The following is a 21,400-nucleotide window of genomic DNA, read 5'->3' as shown; positions in this document are numbered from 1 at the left end:
CGCTGTTTAGCGAGCTCAGCCCCTGCAGGGCCAAAAGTGGACGCCTGCATTCTGCGGCTATCCGCACTACTCTTGTTCGATCGCTTGATCGTGGATCTAGCTGCAAAGCCCAAAGCGGAAGTCAGCGGCAACGATTGCGTTCGTTCTCTGATAGAACTCCGCCGCGGTAAACGGATAGTTTTGACCTACTCGTCCGCTTGCGTCCTTGTACCAGCTGTTTACTTTTGAATATCCCCAAGCCCTGGCCTTGTTTGCTTCGTCCACCCGTCTGTCGTAATCCGCGAATACTTCCTCCCGCACGTCCATAGTGCGCGCGCCCTTCTCCAGCATTACACGAACCGCATCGACGATGTACTTCGCCGTCAGTTCGGAAAACATCACGATGCTTGCGCCATGCACCACCAGATTCGTATTCGGGCCGTACATGCAGAACATGTTGGGGAATTGAGGAATCGTCATGCCGAGATAGGCGCGCGCGCCGTTGTTCCAGGCGTCCTGCAGAGAACTCCCATTGGCCCCCCGAACCTTGATTGGGAACAGAAACTTGGAGGCGTGAAATCCTGTCCCATAGACGATTACATCGAAATCGTGATTGGTGCCGTCGCCGCACGTGATCCCACCTGGGGTAATTTCCGAGATGTTTTCCTTAACTACAGCGACATTGTTGCGCTTCAACGTCTTAGCCCATGTACCGTTGTCGCGAAGAATACGCTTCGATCCCACCGGTGAGTTCGGAATAATTGCGCCGCGCAAATCTGGCCGGTCCGCAATCTGGACTTCGAGCCATTGCAGCAATTGTTGCCGGACGAAATTGTTGCTCTCGGAAACCGCCTGCTCGCTAGCAGCGTATTTCGGATCAACGACGACATGATCTAAAATCCCGGGTATTTGCAACATCAGGAGACTTCCGCGATACCACTGGGCGTAGCCCGGAAGGTTCTCTAGAAGCCATCGCTGGCTACCCTCGACCCGCTCGTGTAAATTCGGCGTCGGCAGAAGCCATGTTGCAGTTCGCGCGAACACCGTGACCGTCGCGGCGACATTCGCAATCTGAGGGATGAATTGGCACGCACTCGCGCCGGTACCGATGACTCCAACTCGCTTACCTTCGAATTTGAAGTCGTGGTTCCATTGCGCCGAGTGGAATGCCTCCCCCTTGAAGCTATCGATACCGGCGATCTCGGGCATTTTTGGACGGTTGAGCTGACCGACCGCGAAGACCACCATGTTCGGAGAGACGGTTTCAATCTTGCCAGCAATATTGACCGTCAACTTCCAACCTTGCTCTTCGTCGCTCCAAGCCGCCTCCGCGACCTCCGAGCCAAACTTGATATACTCGTAGAGACCATTGTCTTTCGCGACTTGTTGAAGATACGACAACGTTTCGTCACGTAGACCGAAATAATCGCTCCAGACACGAGGCGCTGAGGCGTAGCTGTAGACGAAGCTATTGATGTCCACCCGGCAACCCGGATAGTGATTTTCAAGCCAGGTACCGCCCACCTCACCATTCTTCTCATAGATTGTGAAAGGTATTCCGGCTTGCTTTAGCCTAACCGCCGCTATTATGCCGCTCTCGCCAGCGCCAATAATAGCGACATTAAACGGACGCTCCGGCGCGATTGCCTGCTTGTTCCATTGCGGCTGACGCAAATCATGCCCATCGAAGATCAATTCCTCGGCGAGCAATGGAATGAGAGGTTCGATGGAGCTACCGAGAAACCACTCCCCAATGCCACGGAGGAGATCATAGGTTGGCCGGACCGGCGCCCCCCCACCTCGCCTTTTATGGTCGGCCAGACGCCGATAGCACTCTTCGCGAATAATCGCTTTCTCTTCATCAGCAACATTACACTGGGCTACGCCGAGCACATCAACAGGGCGCCATTCGTTGCGTAGCACCGAAAGGTCGCCGGTCGTGTGGGCGGTTGTCATAAGAAGCGTCGGCAAGTCCGCGCCAACTCGGATATGACTCTGCAGTTCAGCTCCATCGGACAAACCTTGAAGAAGACCGGCAGCCTGACGCGTTTTCAACTCTTGCACAGTCACAGTTTCCTCCCCGACGGGATACTCGCTCGTTCCGTGCCGTGCGGACCCCTCTGCAAGCTGATATTTAGACGGCAACGCGGCACGCTGCTTGACGTCTAAGGCGAAACCGCTTTGCCCGCAGAGAACTGTGCAGCGCCGACGACGCGTAATTCACCGAATGGATGGATGAACCTCTTATGCAATCTCCGCTCTTAAGTTTCAGGGTCCTGACGAAGCCGAGCGACCCATTGCACGAACCCTTCCTGCATCGAAATTGCTTCGGTCATTCGCCCGCAAAAAAAATTCGGCGCGCTCGAATGCGAGTCTGCCAATGGCGCTTTGTGACCAACAATGGGATCGCAGCGTGATCTGACGATTTCCGGCCGCATATAGTCGAGAACCGCCTTCCGTAAACGATCGCCCGCGCTAACGAAGATCGTATCCGGCTGCTTGATGATGCGGGGCGTCGAGACAAACGACTCCAACGTGCGGATTGGATCCGCGATCGGAGGCTTTATGTCGCGCGAGCGGAGCTCGTGTTCGCCGCTTAACACAGCTCCAGGTAGCGGCCAATTTCTATGAGGTTGCTGTCCGGATCCCGAAAGTAGAGCGAGATCATCTTACCCTCCGCACCGTCGCGCTCAATCGGTCCGAGCTCGATCGTGACGCCGCAGCTTTCGAGATGGGCGCGCATCTCTTCTACTGGCATCCGGGTGATGAGACAGAAATCGGCTGCGCCCGGCGTTGGCGCCAAGGCCTTCGGATCGAAGGTGCGGCTGGCTTCATGAACGTTGATCTTTTGCTTGCCGAACGTCATGGCAGTGGGGCCCGCCGAATCAATGCGCTTAAACCCGAGCACACGCTCGTAGAAAGCACAGGTCGTTTCGAGCGAACGGACGGTGATAACGAAGTGGTCAATGCGCTCGATCATCGTCCGACTCGGAAATGGCGCTGGAAAAGCGAGATCGTCTTGCGCACTTTGCCTCTCCAATTCTGTGCTCAATGAAGCAGATTCGAACGATAGTTTAAACGCATACGCGCGCAGCGCTTAGCATCCAAGGCGAAACAGCTTTGCTTGCAGAGCACTCTGAAGGACAATGCATTATGCGCAACCGGGTCGAGCAAGGCACATAAAATTTACGATCCCAGGATCGGCATTTTCAGACAAATCGGTTGCGCGCGATGACCGAACGGGCCCCGTGACGGCTTCGCCATTTCATATGCAACCAAGCCGCCTGGCAATCAGACGGCCGGCCGGGTTCGCAAGTCAATGGGCGGCCGGGCGTCAATTCCTGTTTATCGGCATGACGTCTCGGGGGGCTTGTCCAAAGGCTTCACGAAACGCCCTGTTAAAACTTGGAATATTGCTGAAGCCGTATTGAAAGGCGATACTGGTGACAACGCCGGGGGTCCATGGCTGACGCGTTAGAGCCATCCTGCAAGACTCCAAGCGGCGAAGCATTACCCACCCCATTGGGGATTGTCCTTCAGACGCAAACAACTCGCTCAGATAGCGGGTACTAATCCCGATCGCGGTTGCAATCTTAGCCGGTGACAAGTTCTCGTCGCCAAGATGGCGTTCAATGTAGTCGCAGGCCCGCTCCCATGTTTTTCGGCTTGCTTTGACGCGGGGGAAGGAATGTGATGAGCCCCGTTCCGACGCTGCCGCAGAGATCAGATCGATCGCTGCTAGATTGATTTGCGAGGAGCAAGAATTGGCCAGGCTATCAGCTTCGGCTCCGACGGAGCGTAAAAACTTGGACGCAATAAGTCCAACTCCGCTCGATCCGCTTATTCGCCGTCCAACATTATCGGAAAGGCCCCTTAACCGCGCCTCGACTTGCGTAGGCGAAAAACTGAGCCAGAGAATATCGGAGCCCTCCGAAATGTCGATCGCGTACTCGTCGCGTGAATCGAGCAGTCCGATGTCGCCTTTTGAAATGTCTGACCGCCGCCCGTGTTGCTGAATAGTCAGTTCGCCAATGAGTGGCAAACATACGAAGACTGCCTGCGGTGACGCCTGGCGAATGTGTCGTGCGCTTCGGAGCACTTGATATCGGCCGCCGCGCGTAGTTCCACGAACGATGCGCATGCCCTCGAGTTCAGAGATGGTATACTGACCGAAGACTTCAGAGGCGTTGATCATGTCGATCTCGACAAAAACAGCTGACATGACGTTCGGCAGCAAGCCCTGCATACGCAGGACGCGACTGGAGTCCTTCCAACTCATGACGAACCTCCCTGTCGGTAAAGTTGTTATGCTGTCCTGGTAAGGACCGCGACGTTACTAATCGTTTAGGCTATTTTTGATCTTGTATCGGGTCAAGCTGTCACGTGGGTTGCTATTAGAGGTGAAAGCGCGCCGACGTGCCGCGGCTTTGGCCATACGTCGGACCGAGCATAAGCGTTGCACGCTGATTTTGAAGGAAGACCGAACGTGAGCCATATCACCTACGGCAGCGGACCTCATCGCGCGGTGTTGCTGCATGGATGGTTCGGGGACGCCCAATGCTTCAAACCCATGCTTCAGGGGATTGATCCGGATCGCTTTGCTTGTGCAATCCCCGATTTTAGAGGGTACGGCAGCGCTAAGGGCTCTACGGGTCCTTTCAACATGGCAACAGTCGCCGCAGATGCGATCGCAGTCTGCGACAGCCTTGGCTGGGCGCAGTTTTCAGTCGTCGGTCACTCAATGGGCGGCAAGGCAGCGCTTCGGACGGCGACACTTGCACCAGACCGCGTTCAACGCATCTGCGCCATTACGCCCGTCTGGGCCGGCAAAGCCCCGCTAGACGCAGACACCCTTGAATTCTTTCGCTCTGCTGCCGAGCACCTCGACGCGCGGCAGGCGATCATAAATACATCGACAGGGGGGCGCCTACCCTCTTACTGGTCGAAGAGCGTCGCAACCTTCTCGATGACGACCTGTTCTGCGCGCGCCTTTGCGGGATACTTCGAATCCTGGGCCCTGGACGATTTCGATCGCGAAGCGGCTGCGCTTACCACCGAAACGCTTGTCGTGACCGGAGGGCACGACTTGGGTATTCCTGAGCAGTTCGTTCGAGAAACATGGCTCAAGCGACTTTCAAACGCACGGCTGACCGTTTTGCCGGAATCAGGTCACTATCCGATGGATGAGTGTCCATTGATTTTGGCAGGGACTGTCTCGGCTTTCCTCGATCCTTCATAGGACGGACAGGTACATCGGCCGCCGATTTAGCATCGATTAATGCAATCACGTCCTATGCGCCATCACGAAGCAGCAGATCCGGAAAATAAGTCATCTCCGCATCGGACAGCCCCGCGAATGAAGCAATACGTTCCCAACAAATTGGGTGGAAGCCCCGGTAGGTTCATGCCAACCCAAATCCCTCATAGTCTTTGCCGGCCACTTCCTCGATAATTTTCTTGTAGACGTGTGCTCCCCCAAGATAGGGCATGAAGACCCGCGGTTTCCCAGGTATATTTGCGCCCACATACCAGGAGTTGCCCTTCGGCATGAGAGTTCCGTTTGCCACCTCATTGACGTGTGACACCCATTTGTCTTCCGCGTCGGGCAGCGCCTCGATGGACGACACACCCTTGCGCTTGAGATGCGCAATGCAGTCGGCGATCCAATCGACGTGCTGTTCGATTGACGCCACCATGTTCGTAAAGACCGACGGACTTCCAGGCCCCGTGACCATAAACATATTCGGAAAGCCGGAGACTGCCATTCCGATATAATTTTTCGGTCCCTCGGCCCATCGGTCTCGCAGCTTCAAACCATCGCGGCCGGTGATATCGATCTTGAGCAATGCACCAGTAATCGCATCAAATCCGATGGCGAGAATAACCGTATCCAGTTCGAACGATCGCGATTGCGTAGACAGGCCGTTCGGATTGAACGATCTAATCGGATCGCTCTTGACGTCGATCAACGTGACGTTATTTCGATTGAACGTCTCGAAATACGCGGTGTCGACACAGATGCGCTTGCCTCCGATACCGTAGTCGCTCGGCATGAGTTTCTTCGCCACTTCTGGATCACGAACAGATGCCGCGATCTTTTTCTTGACGAATTCAGAGGCGTGAGCATTCACGACCGGGTCGGTCATTATGTCGGTATAACCATGCACGAATCCGAATCCGCCGACTTTGGTCCAGCGGCGCTCGAACTCGCGTTCACGCTCCTCGTAACTGACCGAACTGCCCGGGATAGTACCAAAGTCGCTCAGCGTGTTAATGCGAGTGGCTAAAGCTGCTTTCCGCCGCTCAGGGTAGTTTTGCTTCCACGCCTGCTCGTACTCATCGTCGATCGGCCGATTCAGTGCAGGAATGGAGTAGTTCGGCGTGCGCTGAAACACGTAGAGATGCTCTGCTTGCTCGGCCAACACCGGCGTCACCTGTATCCCTGACGAGCCCGTCCCGATGAGCCCAACCCGTTTGCCTTTGAGCTGAACGCCTTCGTGAGGCCAATCCGACGTACGGTAGACGTCGCCCTTGAAATTTTCCATTCCAGGGAACGAGGGAACGATCGGAACCGACAAACAACCGGTCGCCATCACGCAAAATGGAGCCTCGAACGCCTCACCCGCTTCGGTGCGGACTGTCCAAGTCCGGGAGTCTTCGTCGAAAGTGGCGGCGACCACACGGGTTTCGAGTTGAATATCGCGACGAAGGTCAAGTTTGTCAGCAACGAAGTTAATATAGCTTAGAATCTCCGGTTGAGGCGCATACAGCTGCGACCACTTCCATTCGCGCTGGATTTCGTCCGAAAAGGAGTATGAATATTGCATGCTTTCGATGTCGCAGCGCGCGCCGGGATACCGGTTCCAATACCAGGTGCCCCCAATCGATTTGCCGGCCTCTAGAACGCGGACGGAATATCCGTCTTTCCGGAGCCTATGCAGCGCGTACAAGCCGGCGAAGCCGGCGCCAATGACGATCACATCCAAAGGCTTCGCGCTCTTCCTTTCAGACATTTTTGGACCTCCCGTGTAACCTTTTATGCTGGTTGATTCCTCAGTCGTGTCCCTGCAGAGGCTTGCAACTAGGGAGCTTCGAATGCCGAAGCCAAACTCCGCGAAATCAGGTAGTTCCTAAGTGATGCACGGCCACGCCTATTGCGGAGCGGTCCGACTGACCGTCAAGCTAGGACGTCGAGCTTTCCGTCGGCCGCCATGTCTTTCAACGCAACCTTTCGGATCTTTCCGCTTGGCGTGAGCGGAAAAACTTCGATTCGGAAGTATTTGGTTGGAATTTTGTATTTCGCGATTCGACTCGCACAGTGATCGACAAGTTCGGCTGCAGTAACGTTTCCGCACCTAACCGCGGCAGCGACTATTTCGCCGAAGTGCTCGTCCTTGATCCCGAACACTGCAACTTCGGTTACAGCCGGATGTAAAAAGAGAATTCGCTCGACTTCCGCAGGGTAGATGTTTTCGCCACCGCGAATGATCATATCCTTCAAGCGTCCACCGGCGAGTACCAACTTTCCGTCGAGGCGGATTTGCCCAAGATCGCCTGTTTTTAGCCACCCGTCTGCGTCGATCGCCTTTCGCGTTTCCTCGTCGTTTGCGAAGTAACCACGCATGATCAGATTGCTCTTGACCTGGACTTCTCCTATCGCGTCATGTCCAAGGACTGCACCGTTCTCCGCGTCTGCGATCCGAATGCTGTATCCCGGCAAGGGCAGGCCCGCGGCTTCGAAGCGACTCGGATCGTCGGCCTCGGGACAACAAGCGAGCCCCGAGGACTCGGTCAGCCCATACCCCTGAACCATGCATGGAATCGGGAATTCGGCTTCGCATCGGCGCAGCATGTCAGGCTCGACATCTGCTCCCCCACAGGTGCCAACTCTGAGTGACGATAGATCGAACTCTCTCCGGCGCGGGTGCTCAAGCATCATACGCAATGAAGTAGGAACAGCGATGTGGACGGTGGCTCGATGACGCTGGATGATCTCGAACATTTCAACAGCGTCGAAGGCTTCGATCCCAAGGAATGTCGCACCAACCGTCAGGCATCCAGCGATCCCGACGCAGAAGGATGCCGCATGGAACATGGGAACAATGGAAGTTACACGGTCATCAACGCCTATTTTCAGCCTCGAAAAAACGCTCCGACCATTGGCCATAACGCCCTCATGCGTCAGCATCGCTCCCTTCGGGAAGCCCGTGGTACCTGAGGTGTATATGATCGCGGCGTTGTCGCTGCCGTGCACAGATGGAAGAGACGCGCTCGAGGTAGTCCCCTGCGCGATCAGCTCGTCCATGGACAGACATTGCTCAGCGCGTCCGCCGATGATAATTTTGGTCGGATTGTTCTGGCTATGCTTGGTCGCCTCTCTAACCAATTCGAGATATTTATTCGTCCTGAAAGCGGGAGTGAAGAAGATCGCGCGAGCCTGCGAATGCGACAAAGCGTAAGTCAGATCTTCGACCTTGTAATATGTATTTAGTGGGACCAGCACCATTCCAGCTTTGGCGACCGCCAACTGAACAATCAGCCAATGGATCGAATTCTGAGCAAGTAGCGCGATATTCTCTGTAGGCTTGAAGCCGAGATCCAGAAGCGCCTTGGCTAAGGCAGTGGATTTGTCGTTCAGATCCCGGAAAGAGATTGCTTCGGCGGGAAAGGCGAAGGCGTCCTTGGTGGGGTGAGACTCGGCGATCGCAGCCAATGCTTTCACCGAGGTATCGAATGCCACGTTCGCTTGGGCCTGGGACATTGTTTTCACCGGCATGATGGAATCGGCTGTCGATCTGATGCGAGTATCGACCGGACGTCGCCGGTCGATCCCTGACTTTGGCTCGGCGCCGCGGCCGAACGGACAATACTTACCTAGGTTGCGCCCGACATGAGTAGCGCCTGTTCGTAAGTAAGCACCGTCTCGCTCTTTTGATTTTTCACTGTGATGGTCATCGAAACCACGCCCCGATCTTTCTTTTTGGCGCTTGGCCGAACCTCAGTGATCGCGGCCGTGGTCAACACGGTATCGCCGAATCTCACCGGATTGGAGAAACGAACCTTGTCCATGCCCAGAAAGCCGATCGTTGTTCCCTCGAACAAGCCCGTACCATTCATCTGACCGGAGGTCACGGCGAGCGTGAGAAGTCCATGCGCAATGCGCGTGCCAAACTGCGTCTTCTTGGCATGCACTTCGTTGATATGGGCGGGATTGAAGTCGCCGGATAGCCCCGCGAATAGGTTGACATCGCCGCTCTCAATGGTTCGGCCAGCGGTTTCGATTACTTCTCCAACCTTAAATTCGTTCCAATATTTCGCGTTCCGACCTTTGAACATTTGCCGCTCCTTGTTTGCTCTTCCCCTGGCTTCAGACGCGAAATTTGGGCTCGATCTCTCTGCCAGCCTTTGCAAGCAGGAAAATAGCCGGGCCTCGCGAATTGTCAATAGACCTATTTGTAAATTGGTTTGACTTAACAGTTGATTTCCGGCGCCTCAAATCGGCGCACTTGCCCCGCCCGGTCTCAGCGATTTGTGGAAAGCGACCTTCGCTGCGACCGGTGTAGGGCATCAAGCAAGTCGAGGCGGAGATCGCCGTAGCCCGCGGTGCCACGTATTGGAACGGTCAAACCGTCAGAACTGGAAAGTCCTGAATCCGGCATTTCGCAATGGATTCTGAAGACAATGGACCACCGACACCGAGTGGATCGAATTCACTGAACCATGGTCAGCGGCGTTTATCTTCAAGTTCCGGCCGTTTCGTTTCCAGACCCTTAAAGAGCACCTCTACGAGCGAGTCACTGAATGACGAGAGATACTCTTCACGCGTTATGTCCACCTCGTAAACCTCATCCATTAAGACGCTCAGGCTCGAGGTCATGGTACAAGCGGAAACGATGATGTTCGTTACGTTGATTATCGGAAGTGAGCGTATCATTCCCGCCTCGACCGCTTCTTCGATCGCCTGGTCAAAAAGTCTGTAACCGGCGATCATATATCGACGAGCCAGCCAGCGCATCCGGGCGCTGCGTACCATGCCCTCGTGCATAAGAATGCGATTGAGATTGGGATCTGCGGCATTAGCTGCGAGGAATTTCCTGATCATGACCTTTAGACGCGAAAGCGGATCGAGATCCTGAAGATCAAGGCGGCCAATAGGGAAAACGAGGCCGCGCTCGTACATGAGCCGCTCAATGGCGGCCTTCCATATCTTGGACTTTTTGCCGAAGTGGTAGTGAACCATCGATTGCGTGAGACCTGCAGCCGCCGCGATCTGTCCCGTGGATACCGGCTCGTATCCATGCCTTGCGAATAGCTCCATGGCTGCCTTAAGCAACTTCTCGCGCGGCTCTTGACCGTCCGTTTTGCGGCCCGCACGTGCCCGCTGGGGGGTCAGCTTCGCCATCATCTTCCTCAATTCCAAGTTTTGGACGTCAACACCTTTATCGCATCTAGGGGCGACACAGACGGGAAACGATGGCCGGCCGATAGATTTATCGGAAAAAGCGATTGATCAATTTGGGAGGTTGAACTAAGCTGTAGGATAGAAACAGGATATCGATTGGTAGCACCAACCGCTGTTGAGGCGGTCGGGCCGCGGGATAGATTTATGCGGTTCGCCTGCGTAGCGCTGTGCTCGCCGAGTTGTTTACGGACTGACTGCGGCCATCGACGATACCCTCATTGGCCGGCTCCGAGTCACCTCTCCGCAGCGAAGAACGTGGCGTACACGACGCTACCGCTCAGGTGAACAGAACCGCCCCGACACGACGAGGGGCTCTCCGTCAGGCAACATCTGGAGGACCGGCGACATCCTTACCGGTCAGCCGCCAGAAGACGGCGAACGTTCGCTTGATGTGAGCCCGCATCGCTCGTTCCGCGGCGTCTGCGTTGCGTTGGGAGATCGCCGATAAGATGAGCTCATGATCCGCATTGCCCAGCGCCAATTCGTCACCCGTCGCCGCCCGTGCGATCGGCGCGTTGAAATAGAACTGGCCCGAGTGGTAGATTGCGTTCGTCAACCGGCCGTTTCCTGAGGCGGACATAATCGCGTCGTGAAATTCGCGGTTTGTTTTTACCCGCATGTTCTCATTGCTGGAGTGAAGCGCGAGCCTCCGTTCGTGGATCGCCTTCAGCTCGGCAATCTGTGCTGCGGATGCGCGGATCGCCGCAAGGCCGGCCGCGTAACCTTCGAGAGCCAACCGTACTTCCGCGTTCTCTCGGATTTCTTCCGTCGAGAATTCGCGAACCGCCCAACCGCGTTTGCGGGGGACGACCAGTCCGGCGGCAGCAAGTCGCTGCAGGCTCTCGCGCACCGGTGTTCGGCTTACCTCAAAACGTTCCGCCAAATCGAGCTCGATAAGAGGTGAATTCGGGCGAAGCTCTCCCGCGACGATCTCGCGGCGCAGGGTTTCGAACACGCTGGTCAGCCGTGTGGGAGGCTCGAAGGCATACATCGGGGTCGGACGTTTCGTAAGCAATATTGCATACAAGATCGCATACCCTTATAACGAACGAAACAACATCGCAAGGTCGAGGAAAATCAGGGAGCTTATATGCGAGCCCATCGCCTCATCCGCCCCGCGCCCGGCACTGGTGACATTCCGGCCCTGACGAGCCTCATTGAGGACCTCGGCACGCCAGCCTTTTCGGCTTCGCTCTTCCGGGCCGCCTCCGCTTGGGTGATGCCCGAGCATATGACGGCCTTCGCCTTTGACGCCGACACGAAGCCATGGACAATTTTCGCCGAGAACACGGGGCCGGCAAAAGTGTCGCAGGACGTCGCCGTACGATACTGCCGCGAATACTACCAGTACGACCTCGCCAACGGCCAATTGCGCGAAGCGGGAAATCAAGGAAGCTGGATCCTGAAGACGAGCGCATCGGAGGTCATCCATTCGGAATACCGTCACCACTGCTACACCGCAGTAAGGCTGGACGATCGCATTAGTCTGTCTGACACCAGAGACGGCCGCACACTTCGCATCAACCTCTACCGACCCAAAGGAAACGATTTCACTGAGGACGAAATAAATCGTATCGGAGACAAGGCTCCCTTGATGCTCGCGCTGGTGCGTCGTCATGCCGATCAGCAAGCGGCCAACCGCCCGAATTCGCACGCGTACTATCGCGAACGTCTCGCGGCGGTCGCTCCGAACCTGACTTCACGCGAGGCCGACGTTTGTGCCGCCATTATCCGCGGCGTCACATCGGAGGGAATAGCGCTCGAACTTGGTGTCGGGTTGAACACCGTCCTGACCTACAAAAAGCGTGCTTACGCCAGGCTCAACATCTCGTCGCAAAACCAGCTAATGCGTCTCGTTCTAAACTGATGCGGCACCGGATGCTGTCGGCATTTTCGAGCGCCGGTTGTCCCGTGTTCGGGTGACAGAGCTTCCCGAATTGCTTTGATAGAAATCAATCAGCAAACAACGGGATGCATCTAATGAGTAAAAACGACCTCCTAGCCGGCCGCCTCGCAGTCATCACCGGGGGCAGTAACGGAATCGGCGCCGCGACCGTCCGATGCCTGGCCAACGCCGGCGCAGACGTGATCATCGGTTATCATCACAGCAAGGAGCGCGCCGACGCTCTCCTTGGCAGCCTGCCCCGCGGATCGCACGAAGTCGCAAGGTTGTCGCTGAACGATCCCGAAAGCTTCGCAGCGCTATCGGCGCACGTCGCCTCGAGGCAAGGAAAGCTGGACATCCTTGTCAATTCCGCCGGCTTCACGCGTGCCATCAATCATGCTGATCTCGTGACACTCACAGACGCGCTGTTCGAGGAGATCCTTATCGCGAACGTTCGTGGGCCCTACTCCGCGATCCGCGCGCTCCTCCCGGTGCTGCGCGCCTCAGGCGATGCCGTCGTGATCAACGTGTCCTCGATCTCTGGCTTCACGGCGTCGGGCAGCAACGTCGCCTACTGCGCTTCCAAGGCCGCCCTCGACAACATGACCGCGTCGCTCGCGCGCGCACTCGGGCCAGAAGTTCGGCTGCTGACCGTGTCCCCAGGCGCCGTGGCCACGGATTTCGTGCCAGGCCGGGACCGAGCGGCACTCGAGGCCGGCGCAAAAGCGACGCCCCTCAAACGTGTCATCGAACCCGACGACGTGGCTTCGGCCATCTTGGCCTGCGTCTCTCACCTCAGAGCAAGTACAGGTTCACGCATCGTCGTCGACGGCGGGAGACATCTATGAGCCCTGCCTGCCGCCGGTGTACATTCGGCTGCAGCCTCAACACACACATCGCGTACAAGGGCAGTTCGATTTCAAAGCGGACGAAAGCCGCTTTTACCTTGCGTGGCGAACGATCATAGCCGGCCCAACGCAGGTCGGCCGGACTTCCGTACGGTTTTCTGATTAGCGCCGATTCTCGTTCGTCGCGTGCATCAGGTCCGGACGCTCTTCGCACGCCCCGGTCGGGACGGAGCGGCACTCGAAGCCGGCGCCAAGACGACGCCTCTGAAGCGCGTGATCGAACCATGATGTCGCTTCGGCGGTTTTGGCCTGCATTCGCTCACCTTAACGCCAGCACGTGCTCGCGTATCGTCGTAGACGACGAGAGACATCTATGGGCCCAGCGCGCGCCACTCGACGGCTCCTGCGGCCTCACCAAAAGCTTAAGTACAAGACTCCCAAGGCCCCTTGCTTAAGGGCCTATGAAAGCACCGTACGTTGGCTGGGTCGTCGTTTCGGGTCGATCTGCCATTCACGCAGCAGATCATCGACGCCCACACCTAGCTCCGGAACCGGGCCCGGATCATTCGCCGGCGTGCGGCTAAAGCGAGGCGCTGCGGCCGGTTGCACAACCCCCTCAACGTCAACGAAAGTGCGGCGATGACGCAGGTGCGGATGTGTCGGGGCTTCCGACATCGACAGCACCGGCGCGGCGCAAACGTCGAGAGGCTCGAGTTGCGCCTGCCATGCGTCGCGTGTTCTCGTACGAAATCGCTCCTTCAGCAGCTCCCGCATGCGCGGCCAGTTCTCTCGATTCGCTCGTGAATCGGCCAGACCTGGATCAATGCCAATCTGTCGCAGCAATTCGTCATGGAAACGCTGTTCGAGCGCACCAATTGCCAACCATTTGCCATCTGCGCACTCATACACGTCATAGAAGTACGCGCCAGAATCGAGCAAATTGGTTCCACGCTCGGACGTCAAGTTGCCTGCCGCCGCCATGCCAAAGAAAGCAGCCATCAGCGACGCAGTGCCGTCGATCATAGCGGCATCAACTACCTGCCCGAGACCTGACTTCTGACGCTCCACCAACGCTGACAGGATGCCCAAAGCGAGATACAGCGCCCCGCCGGCAAAGTCGCTCACCAGATTGAGTGGAACCGTCGGGGGTTGATCCCTGCGACCTATCGCGTTCAACGCGCCGCTCAACGCCAGATACGTGATGTCATGGCCGGCTCGCATCGCCAGCGGACCGTCTTGTCCCCAACCAGTCATGCGGCCGTAAACCAGCTTCGGATTGAGCGCCATGGCGGGCTCCGGTCCTATTCCGAGCCGCTCCGCGACTCCGGGGCGGAAACCTTCAATCAGCACATCGGCTTTGCCCACTACGCTGAGTACGAAATCACGAGCATCGCTGTTCTTAAGATCGAGTTGCAGCGATGGCCGCCCGCGTAGAATTATGTTGCAGCCGCGAGGAAGATCATCAACGAGATCGGGGCTTCCATCGCGCTCGATGCGAAGTACGGATGCACCGAGGTCGGCCAACAACATCGTGCACATTGGCGCCGGGCCAATTCCAGCAATCTCAACAACACGGATCCCGCTCAACGGTCCCATTTTGTCATGCTCCGCAGTGATACGCGAGCGCACTTAGGGAACGAGGTTGCCGAGCACGATAGTGCTGCTTACGCTGAACATTCCGCCGACACCATGGGCCACCGAGATCTTTGCGTTCGGGACCTGAGCAGGTGCAATTCCTCGAACTTGGCGGACGCTCTCCTGCAACGCGTACATGCCGTACATGCCCGAATGCATGTAGCTTAGTCCGCCCCCATTCGTGTTTACGGGCAGAGAGCCGCCGGGTGCCGTATGGCCCTCCGCAATCATGTCCGCAGCTTCACCGCGTCCGCAGAAGCCCAGGTCCTCCAAGCCATAGAGCGGCAGGTGAGCGAAGGCGTCGTAAATCATCAGGTGATCGACGTCGTGGTGGCTAATACCGGCGTCTTTGAACGCCGCCGCGCCCGAGCTTCTGAAGGCCGCCGAGGACGTAAAGTCCTCCATCTGACTGATCATCGTCGTCTCGCTCGCTTCGCCCGACCCTAACACGTAGACCGGGCTGCTGGAGAATTCGGTGGCACGCTCCGGCGCAGTTATGATCAACGCCCCCCCTCCGTCAGTCTGCGGACAGCACATCAGCAGCGTGAAAGGATAAGCAACCATGCGAGAGGCGAGCACGTCGTCGACGGTGATTGGATCTTTGAACGTGGCCTTCGGATTCAACGCCGCCCACTGCCGCTGGATGACCGGCACCATGGCCAATTTCTCCAGGGATATCCCGTAGGTCTTCAGGTATCTCAGGACAGGTATGGTGAACATGGTGGGAGCGCCGACAACTCCGAACGGCGCCTCGAACTGACCAACCAGACTCATCGGTTGGGGAGGCCAAGGAAAGAAGGGGGCTGGGACCCTCGACTTTCCGCTCTCCCCGTGAGTGATGAGCACGGTGCTGCACAGGCCCTGTCGGATCGCGGCGACGGCATGGCGCACGTGCATCATGAACGAGCACCCACCGACCGCCGTACCGTCGATCCAAGTCGGCTTGATGCCCAGATAGTGTGCTAACAGGACAGGATCTTCGCCTGCCGTTGCTAAGCCGTCGATTTTTCCAGCGGCGATTCCGGCGTCCGCGAGCGCGTTAATCGCCGCGTCGGCGTGAAGCTGCAACTGCGACATGTCCGGCACGACGCCGATCCTCGTGGTTTCCGCTGCTCCGACGATAGCCGCTTGCGCCTTGCTCAAGATGCTTCTCCTTGGGGTTCGAAGAGCGGGAGTGTTATCTCGTTGGAGAGTTCCTTGAACGTCACTCGCAACAGCATGTCCAGGACGAGCGCCTCCGGAGTCTGCGGGACGTTGACGATATTCGTCATCAACCGTGGCCCCTCTTCCAGTTCGACGACCGCGATTGAATAAGGCGCTTCGAAGCCGGGTGCTGCGCGATGGCTGATCACATAGCTGTACAGCCGAGCCCGCCCGCTGCATTCTCTTGGAGCGACATCGCGGCTTCCGCATTTGCAGCAAAACGGTCGCGGCGGAAAATAGGTATGCTCGCATTGGCGGCACTGTTGAAGCACGAGACGACCTTGACGCGTACCGTCCCAAAAGTGCTTCGTCTCGGGCGTCGCGGTCGGAACGTAACGTTTTCCCTTGTCCATGTAGATGTTCCTTAGTGACTGGCTGAGCCGCTCGGATCGACGGTGGCGTTCGTAACCGCGTACTCGACAAAACCGTTGTCGAGGACCACCCTGTTGCGCTCGATCACCTTGCAGCGGAAAAGGGCCGAGCCCTGATGCTCTCGCCAGATTTCCGTTTGGATGGTTTCTCCGGGAAACACGGGCGCCGTGAATCGAACGTCCATCCGTTGAAGGCGCTGAGGTTCGTAGTCGCACAACACTTTAAGTAAGGCATGCCCCGCGATGCCGTAGGCACATGAGCCGTGCAAGATCGGGCGCTCAAATCCAGCGCCCGTTGCGACACTGGGATCGGCATGCAACGGATTGCGATCTCCTGTCAGTCGGTACAGCAGCGCACTCTGCGGCAGAGTCGACAGCGCACAGACGTGGTCGGGAGCGCGATCCGGAACAGCGCGAGGGGACGGCGTCTTTCTAACCTCACCGGAAAAGCCACCGTTACCCCGTAATACGAAACAGCCCCGCTCGGTGGCTAACGGATGATTGCTCTCAGCGTCCCGGATGCCACGCTCGAAGTAGAGCATCGCTCCCTTGCCTGCCCCCTTGTCGACGATGTCCAAGATGCGCATTCGGCTGATAATTCCGCCCACGGGCGAAAGAAGAGCATGAATCGTAAGGCTCGATTCGCCATGCAGCATCTTGCGCAAGTCGATGCCGATAGCCGGGTCAGTCAGGAATCCCGTGTCCGTCATGCCCAGAACGATGGGCATTGTCGGAAATGCCTGAAGGCTCTTCTCGTAGACGAACTTGAGTTGACGCGGATCGACCGGATCTGCCCCGACCCCCAAGCTGAGCGCGTAAAGGATAGTATCCTTGTCGTCGTAATGGCGAACGACGTCCTTGAAGGGCCAGTTCATCAGGCGGCTATGGTCAAGTGTCATGTCGAAGCCTCAGACCGGATCCCAGCTGAACACGTCCAGGTGCGACGTCAGCGGGAAGAAAGACGGCGAAAGCGCGGGCAGCATGACATCCGCAAGGCTTTGCATGCCCCACCCGCCATCCCGATGAACCGATCGGATGGGCCGGGGCTGGCTCATCAGAAATATCTCGTTGCCGCGCACCTTGAAGATCTGACCGCTGACCGACTTGGCAGCGTCACTTGCCAGGAAGGCGCAGAGCGGAGCGATCTTTTCCGGCCCCATCTTCTTCTGGAACATGGCCGCCCGCTCTTCCTCCTCCTTGGACCGAATCGGGACACTTGCGAGCAGACGGCTCCATGCCGAAGGAGCGATACAGTTCGATCTGACATTGTATTTGGCCATGTCGAACGCAATTCCGGTCGACATTCCCACGATGCCCATCTTTGCGGCGGCGTAGTTCGCCTGTCCGACCGCCCCGATCAATCCCGCCGGAGACGTGAAGTGGATGTAAGATCCGGAAGCCTGCGCCTTGAAGTGCGGCGCGGCCGCTCTCGAAACATAGAAGTAACCGAAAAGATGGACCTGCATGACCGAGGCCCACTCCTCCTCCGTCATGTTGTAGAACATGCGGTCACGCAGCATTCCGGCATTGTTCACGACCGCGTCGATTCGACCGTAGTTGTCGAGTGCCGCTGCAATGATTTGCTTGGCCGAAGCTTCGCTAGCGATGCTGTCGCTGTTCGCCACGGCCGTTCCCCCGGCCCGTTTGATTTCGGCAACAACCTCCTCGGCGATGGAGGCGTCGCTGCCGGAGCCGCTGGGTGCGCTCCCCAAATCGTTGACCACGACCCGAGCGCCTTCTTTTGCCGCGAAGAGCGCAATTTCACGGCCTATACCGCGCCCTCCGCCGGTCACCAGAAGAACCTTGTCAACGAGATCGATCTCGCTCATGCGGCGCCCCTCCCGAATTTCCTATGTGTTCAACTAGCAATCCTATTAGATCAACCAGTCACGGCCGTCAATATCCGCGCGCATGATTAAAGTCATTATTGCCGCAGCAGGCCGCCGAGGAAAAAGTCGAGCAGTGCGTCTGGGATCGCACCAGCAGCCTTCCGATCCTTCATGTCCACGCCGTGCGCAAGCCTTATCAGCGGAGCCAGGCAGAAGATGAACGAAGACGAAAGAAGTATACCGTGAGTAACCAGGAAGGGGGGCAAGTCCTTCGCAACCCCTGTGGCTATCGCCGCCTTCACAATATTCTCAAGCACATCTATTCTTTTTTGAAAATGCCTGCGCACAAGCCACTCCAGCCTCTCGCTATCCGCGATCGACTCTAGCACCAAAATGCTCGCAAGCTCGGTCCTCGACGCCGACATGGCGATGAACCTCCGCACAATGACACGGAGTTGATCTACGGGATTTAGATCACGCAGTTCCTGAAGATCTAATGGAAATCGCTTGTCAAGATCGTGCATCAGATAAGTCATGGCATCCTTCCACAACTGATCTTTAGACCCGAAATGATAGTGTATGATGGCCTGAGAGAACCCTGCGGCGGCCGCGATATCTCCGGTCGAAACGCCATCGAAGCCCTTTTTGGCAAACAGCTCAACTGCCGTCTGCAGCAAACTGTCGCGAGAGCTGAGGCTTGCCGCATCGGGCTCCGCTCCACGCTTCCCTGCGGCCCGTTTTGGTTTCTTATTGGGCCGGACAGCGGACGACTGCACCCTCTGATTCTTGCTGCTAAATCCCACAACCGATTCCTCTCGTGCCTCCAAGGCCCGTAGGATGGTTGTAAAGCATTTTTGGGCGACGGTACAACGAGTTCGTCGCTACCGTACTCGCGAAGGGGCTTGCGAGCACCGATGATTGGAAGTTACCGCAGATTCGATTGTGGGTGTTGACTGAGAGCTCGGATCAAAGACGACCACCAAGAATGGTTTCATGCGAAATAAGGATCTTGGGTTGATGGCCGCTGTTTCGCGGGCGGCACTGTGAAAGACTTACAGCACTTGGTGCACGTCGATCACTACGCGGTCACCGAGGCGGGCGATGGAGGCAATGAAGATATGCTGCATCAACCACTTATATTTTGCGTGACCGGTCTCAAATCTTGGCGCGGTACGACAGTATACTAGCTTGGGATCGACCGCCTCGCCGCGACTCAGCTTTTGCAACAATTCGGCGGGACCGAAGCGGAGACCTCTATTTTCGACATAGACAACGGCACCGTCGTCCGTCTCAAAAGCATACTTGGCTTCGATCTCCATCAATCCGTTGGGTCGGATCATCTGGAAGTCGGCACCGGCAGCGCAGAACTCACCGTTGATCTTGCCCCTCACCTCGCCGCCCAATATCGGAACGATCCGGCGGATGCCGGTACCGATGTCGCCCGCCGAGGTTACTTCGCCGACATGTGCCGTGATGGTGAATACGTATTTTGTTTCGAGGGCTGGGGTCATGATCTACATCCTTCGATGTCGACTAAGATGCTGAGGGAAAAAAAGCCCGGTATTCACTTATACCGGGCTTAGTTGAAGGACTCGCCGGCGCGAGCCCTTGGTCCGGCCGGGAGGCGGCCGAAGCGTAGAGTGGGCCCGGACACCCGGCTCGGAGCCGCAGCACCCGGCGCTCGGCGGTTCATTCAATTGGAACGAATCTTTTCCCGTCGAACTGCGTGAGTATTTGATCTGAGATGAGATGCCTTTGTGTAGGGGAGGTGTTTATCTTCACGCCCGGCAGCAGGAGACCGCCGAAGTCCACATTGTGGAGATTCATGGAGATGGAGTTGATATTCTCCCGCGTGAGGTTGTTGCCAGCTTCGCGCAGGATATGAGCGAGAAGTCGCCCGTATAGATAGCCTTGCACATTGATCACGGAATACGGATTTGCGCCGGGACGATACTTCTTCATGAACTCCTTGTACTCGAGCGCAGCCGGTTCTGTCTCCCAGGTCGGATCGTACGCGGATTGGATGTATTGATACGAGATAATACCGACCGCCTTTTCCATTCCGACCGGCTCGAATACATCGATATTGGCCCATTTCCCGTTCAAAAGATGAAGTGGCTTCCATTTTAGGTTTGAGAGCGTGCGAATTGATTGGACTGCCGCCCTGCCCGCACTGACGTTCAACAGGACGTCTGCTTCTGTCGCGGCGAGCTGAGTGATCTGAGAATCGATCGTCGGCTCCGTAACCTCGTAGGCAGCCTCCTTCACTATCTGAATGCCGGGAGACGACGCAATCGCGTCCTTAAATCCTTTTGCGTAGTCCTTGCCGAAGTCATCATTCTGAAACAGGATCGCGACTTTTGCAGTCTTGAACTTGCTGACTACATATTTCCCGAGCGCGACCCCTTCCGCAAGATTGCTGGGAATGACGGAACTGCTCCAAGGGAAGGCGGGATCGTTGAACCGCGAACTACCAGTACCCGCGAATAGCTGCGGGACCTTCTTGGCGTTGAGGTATTTTTGAGTAGCAGTGGCGGTTGGAGTTCCGAACGGGTTGAATATCGCAAGTACTTCGTCCTGCTCAACAAGCTTGCGCGTCTGTTCAATGGCTTTCGCGGGGCTGTAATTGTCGTCCAGCGAGATGAAGGTCACTTTCCTTCCGTTTATGCCGCCGCGCTCATTGATCATGGCCATGTAGGCCGCTTCAGTAAGCCCCAGCTCGCCGACCGATGAGAGCGGACCGCTATACGGATAGGTCTGGCCGATCTTGATTTCGCTGTCCGAAGCGCCCGGGTCGTATTTGCTGGGCGACTGAGCAAGGACTGCGTTTCCTATCAGCCCGAACACGCAAGCGAAGCTAAGGCACCTCAATGTGTTCATCTAAAGTCCTCCCCACTAATGGTTGATTGCTTCATTGCGATCTGCGTTTGAGACGTGCCGCTCACCGCGATCTTTTCCTACTTGTTCGCATATTTTTCCTACTTAAACAACCAGTTTTTGATACTCCATCTCAATCGAGTGTCTCGGCGCGCTACCCCGATTGGGCCGAACGCCCGGGAGATGCGCCCGGATAGCAATCGGCTCGACCCTCTGGTCACTCTCGCGAGCGCGATACTGTTCTCTAGGGGCAAATCCGAGCTTGTCGTTCCACGTGGCGTAAAGGTACCCAAATGGGCGGGAGAAACAGC

At 56.9% G+C, this 21,400-nt stretch carries 19 protein-coding genes; 3 read left to right on the top strand and 16 right to left on the bottom strand.

Features of this window, described 5'->3' with window-relative positions; all coding sequences use genetic code 11:
* Positions 1–96: 96 nt before the first annotated feature.
* The 3 genes from XI03_RS28015 to XI03_RS28005 all read right to left on the bottom strand — a co-directional run bounded on the left by XI03_RS28015 (position 97) and on the right by XI03_RS28005 (position 4,258).
* On the bottom strand, positions 97–2,049 hold the full coding sequence (locus XI03_RS28015; protein WP_271593919.1) for a flavin-containing monooxygenase: 1,953 nt from the start codon (positions 2,047–2,049) through the stop codon (positions 97–99).
* Between the two features lie 526 nt (positions 2,050–2,575).
* Complete coding sequence (locus XI03_RS28010; RefSeq protein ID WP_271593918.1) at positions 2,576–2,959, bottom strand: VOC family protein; 384 nt, start codon at positions 2,957–2,959, stop codon at positions 2,576–2,578.
* A 354-nt stretch (positions 2,960–3,313) separates the two neighbouring features.
* Positions 3,314–4,258 carry a helix-turn-helix domain-containing protein gene (locus tag XI03_RS28005; protein ID WP_271593917.1) on the bottom strand — a complete coding sequence of 315 codons (945 nt, stop codon included), beginning with the start codon at positions 4,256–4,258 and terminating at the stop codon, positions 3,314–3,316.
* Positions 4,259–4,465: 207 nt separating this feature from the next.
* Here XI03_RS28005 and XI03_RS28000 point away from each other — a divergent pair, with 207 nt between their 5' ends.
* On the top strand, positions 4,466–5,218 hold the full coding sequence (locus tag XI03_RS28000; RefSeq protein ID WP_271593916.1) for an alpha/beta fold hydrolase: 753 nt from the start codon (positions 4,466–4,468) through the stop codon (positions 5,216–5,218).
* Positions 5,219–5,381: 163 nt separating this feature from the next.
* Here XI03_RS28000 and XI03_RS27995 read toward each other — a convergent pair whose 3' ends face one another.
* The 5 genes from XI03_RS27995 to XI03_RS27975 all read right to left on the bottom strand — a co-directional run bounded on the left by XI03_RS27995 (position 5,382) and on the right by XI03_RS27975 (position 11,432).
* Positions 5,382–6,992, bottom strand: a complete 1,611-nt coding sequence (locus XI03_RS27995; protein ID WP_271593915.1) for a flavin-containing monooxygenase — start codon at positions 6,990–6,992, stop codon at positions 5,382–5,384.
* Positions 6,993–7,156: 164 nt separating this feature from the next.
* Positions 7,157–8,755 (bottom strand): class I adenylate-forming enzyme family protein, encoded by a 1,599-nt coding sequence (locus tag XI03_RS27990; protein ID WP_271593914.1) that lies wholly within the window; start codon positions 8,753–8,755, stop codon positions 7,157–7,159.
* A 98-nt stretch (positions 8,756–8,853) separates the two neighbouring features.
* Positions 8,854–9,315 (bottom strand): MaoC family dehydratase, encoded by a 462-nt coding sequence (locus XI03_RS27985; RefSeq protein ID WP_271593913.1) that lies wholly within the window; start codon positions 9,313–9,315, stop codon positions 8,854–8,856.
* A gap of 388 nt (positions 9,316–9,703) precedes the next feature.
* Complete coding sequence (locus XI03_RS27980; RefSeq protein ID WP_212401757.1) at positions 9,704–10,384, bottom strand: TetR/AcrR family transcriptional regulator; 681 nt, start codon at positions 10,382–10,384, stop codon at positions 9,704–9,706.
* A gap of 376 nt (positions 10,385–10,760) precedes the next feature.
* The gene (locus tag XI03_RS27975) at positions 10,761–11,432 is read right to left on the bottom strand and encodes a GntR family transcriptional regulator (RefSeq protein WP_271593912.1); all 672 of its coding nucleotides are present in this window, start codon (positions 11,430–11,432) and stop codon (positions 10,761–10,763) included.
* Positions 11,433–11,531: 99 nt separating this feature from the next.
* Between XI03_RS27975 and XI03_RS27970 the strand changes: the two genes are divergently transcribed.
* Positions 11,532–12,308, top strand: coding sequence for a helix-turn-helix transcriptional regulator (locus XI03_RS27970; protein WP_271593911.1), 777 nt, complete (start codon positions 11,532–11,534; stop codon positions 12,306–12,308).
* A 113-nt stretch (positions 12,309–12,421) separates the two neighbouring features.
* Positions 12,422–13,174 carry an SDR family NAD(P)-dependent oxidoreductase gene (locus XI03_RS27965; protein WP_212401754.1) on the top strand — a complete coding sequence of 251 codons (753 nt, stop codon included), beginning with the start codon at positions 12,422–12,424 and terminating at the stop codon, positions 13,172–13,174.
* A gap of 459 nt (positions 13,175–13,633) precedes the next feature.
* On the opposite strand, the gene XI03_RS27960 is transcribed toward XI03_RS27965, so the two are convergent.
* The 8 genes from XI03_RS27960 to XI03_RS27925 form a co-directional block, all read right to left on the bottom strand.
* On the bottom strand, positions 13,634–14,770 hold the full coding sequence (locus XI03_RS27960; protein ID WP_271593910.1) for a CaiB/BaiF CoA transferase family protein: 1,137 nt from the start codon (positions 14,768–14,770) through the stop codon (positions 13,634–13,636).
* Between the two features lie 33 nt (positions 14,771–14,803).
* Positions 14,804–15,952, bottom strand: coding sequence for a thiolase C-terminal domain-containing protein (locus XI03_RS27955; RefSeq protein ID WP_212401737.1), 1,149 nt, complete (start codon positions 15,950–15,952; stop codon positions 14,804–14,806).
* Positions 15,949–16,365 carry a Zn-ribbon domain-containing OB-fold protein gene (locus XI03_RS27950; RefSeq protein ID WP_271593909.1) on the bottom strand — a complete coding sequence of 139 codons (417 nt, stop codon included), beginning with the start codon at positions 16,363–16,365 and terminating at the stop codon, positions 15,949–15,951. Before XI03_RS27950 ends, XI03_RS27955 begins: the two co-directional genes overlap by 4 nt.
* Positions 16,366–16,376: 11 nt before the next feature.
* Positions 16,377–17,282 (bottom strand): MaoC/PaaZ C-terminal domain-containing protein, encoded by a 906-nt coding sequence (locus tag XI03_RS27945; RefSeq protein ID WP_271593908.1) that lies wholly within the window; start codon positions 17,280–17,282, stop codon positions 16,377–16,379.
* A gap of 9 nt (positions 17,283–17,291) precedes the next feature.
* The gene (locus tag XI03_RS27940) at positions 17,292–18,212 is read right to left on the bottom strand and encodes an SDR family NAD(P)-dependent oxidoreductase (RefSeq protein WP_212401734.1); all 921 of its coding nucleotides are present in this window, start codon (positions 18,210–18,212) and stop codon (positions 17,292–17,294) included.
* A 95-nt stretch (positions 18,213–18,307) separates the two neighbouring features.
* Positions 18,308–18,988, bottom strand: a complete 681-nt coding sequence (locus XI03_RS27935; protein ID WP_271593907.1) for a TetR/AcrR family transcriptional regulator — start codon at positions 18,986–18,988, stop codon at positions 18,308–18,310.
* A gap of 276 nt (positions 18,989–19,264) precedes the next feature.
* Positions 19,265–19,723: a DUF3237 domain-containing protein gene (locus tag XI03_RS27930; RefSeq protein WP_271593906.1), complete on the bottom strand. Its 459-nt coding sequence runs from the start codon at positions 19,721–19,723 to the stop codon at positions 19,265–19,267.
* Between the two features lie 178 nt (positions 19,724–19,901).
* Complete coding sequence (locus tag XI03_RS27925) at positions 19,902–21,092, bottom strand: ABC transporter substrate-binding protein (RefSeq protein WP_271593905.1); 1,191 nt, start codon at positions 21,090–21,092, stop codon at positions 19,902–19,904.
* Positions 21,093–21,400 lie beyond the last annotated feature (308 nt).

The organism is Bradyrhizobium sp. CCBAU 65884 (assembly GCF_028128835.1).
Lineage (GTDB): Bacteria > Pseudomonadota > Alphaproteobacteria > Rhizobiales > Xanthobacteraceae > Bradyrhizobium > Bradyrhizobium ottawaense.
Note: the sequence above shows the minus strand (reverse complement) of the source record. Positions and strands in the feature narration are given on the sequence as shown.

Coding starts and splice junctions, on each gene's coding strand:
- XI03_RS28010 (WP_271593918.1), bottom strand. CDS start 2,959: ATGATCGAGCGCATTGACCACTTCGTTATCACCGTCCGTTCGCTCGAA.
- XI03_RS28005 (WP_271593917.1), bottom strand. CDS start 4,258: ATGAGTTGGAAGGACTCCAGTCGCGTCCTGCGTATGCAGGGCTTGCTG.
- XI03_RS27995 (WP_271593915.1), bottom strand. CDS start 6,992: ATGTCTGAAAGGAAGAGCGCGAAGCCTTTGGATGTGATCGTCATTGGC.
- XI03_RS27990 (WP_271593914.1), bottom strand. CDS start 8,755: ATGCCGGTGAAAACAATGTCCCAGGCCCAAGCGAACGTGGCATTCGAT.
- XI03_RS27985 (WP_271593913.1), bottom strand. CDS start 9,315: ATGTTCAAAGGTCGGAACGCGAAATATTGGAACGAATTTAAGGTTGGA.
- XI03_RS27980 (WP_212401757.1), bottom strand. CDS start 10,384: ATGATGGCGAAGCTGACCCCCCAGCGGGCACGTGCGGGCCGCAAAACG.
- XI03_RS27975 (WP_271593912.1), bottom strand. CDS start 11,432: ATGTATGCCTTCGAGCCTCCCACACGGCTGACCAGCGTGTTCGAAACC.
- XI03_RS27970 (WP_271593911.1), top strand. CDS start 11,532: ATGCGAGCCCATCGCCTCATCCGCCCCGCGCCCGGCACTGGTGACATT.
- XI03_RS27965 (WP_212401754.1), top strand. CDS start 12,422: ATGAGTAAAAACGACCTCCTAGCCGGCCGCCTCGCAGTCATCACCGGG.
- XI03_RS27960 (WP_271593910.1), bottom strand. CDS start 14,770: ATGGGACCGTTGAGCGGGATCCGTGTTGTTGAGATTGCTGGAATTGGC.
- XI03_RS27950 (WP_271593909.1), bottom strand. CDS start 16,365: ATGGACAAGGGAAAACGTTACGTTCCGACCGCGACGCCCGAGACGAAG.
- XI03_RS27945 (WP_271593908.1), bottom strand. CDS start 17,282: ATGACACTTGACCATAGCCGCCTGATGAACTGGCCCTTCAAGGACGTC.
- XI03_RS27940 (WP_212401734.1), bottom strand. CDS start 18,212: ATGAGCGAGATCGATCTCGTTGACAAGGTTCTTCTGGTGACCGGCGGA.
- XI03_RS27930 (WP_271593906.1), bottom strand. CDS start 19,723: ATGACCCCAGCCCTCGAAACAAAATACGTATTCACCATCACGGCACAT.
- XI03_RS27925 (WP_271593905.1), bottom strand. CDS start 21,092: ATGAACACATTGAGGTGCCTTAGCTTCGCTTGCGTGTTCGGGCTGATA.